The 617-nt window shown below is 52.8% G+C and carries 1 protein-coding gene; it reads right to left on the bottom strand.

Annotation, left to right across the window (positions count from 1 at the left end):
* On the bottom strand, window positions 1-617 hold a 617-nt coding region (locus R7R24_RS28230), incomplete at both ends, for an Ig-like domain-containing protein (RefSeq protein ID WP_318120382.1).

Raw genomic sequence — 617 nt, 5'->3', positions numbered from 1 at the left:
TCAACAATCTCGACTGTCCCTTGCTCACTCGGCACAGACGCCGAATCAATGCTTAACGTATCACCATCGATGTCAGTATCGTTTGGCAGAACATCAATTGTCACTGGCGTGTCTTCGTCAGTAACAGCTGTATCATCTTTTGCCACTGGCGCGTCATTGACTGGTGTGACATCGACGTTCACCGTGGTGGACTCACTGACCCCACCCGACGTAACGATGTACGTGAAGCTGTCTGTACCGTGGTAGTTGTCGTTCGGCGTGTAAGTGACGCTGCCGTCCGGGTTGACCGAGACCGTGCCGTTGGCTGGACCGTTATTGGTATCCAGCGACACCACTTTGTCGTCGCCTTCGAACGTGTCGTTATCTAAGACCTTGATGATGGTTGGCGTGTCTTCCACAACCGTCGCTTTATCTGCCACGATGTCCGCCACAGGCGCAACCGTGAAGTTCACCGTTTGGCTAACGCTTTCGCCGCTTGGATCGGTCGCCGTAAAGGTCAATGCTTCTGAGCCGTTCCAGTCTGCCGTTGGAGTGAACGTAGCAATACCATTGACGATCGCCACTTGAATGTTGCTATTACCAGAGACGCTAAACGTTAACTCGCCATCCACGTTATC

It is taken from the genome of Vibrio sp. 704 (assembly GCF_033339295.1).
This window is presented reverse-complemented; position numbering and strand designations above follow the sequence as displayed.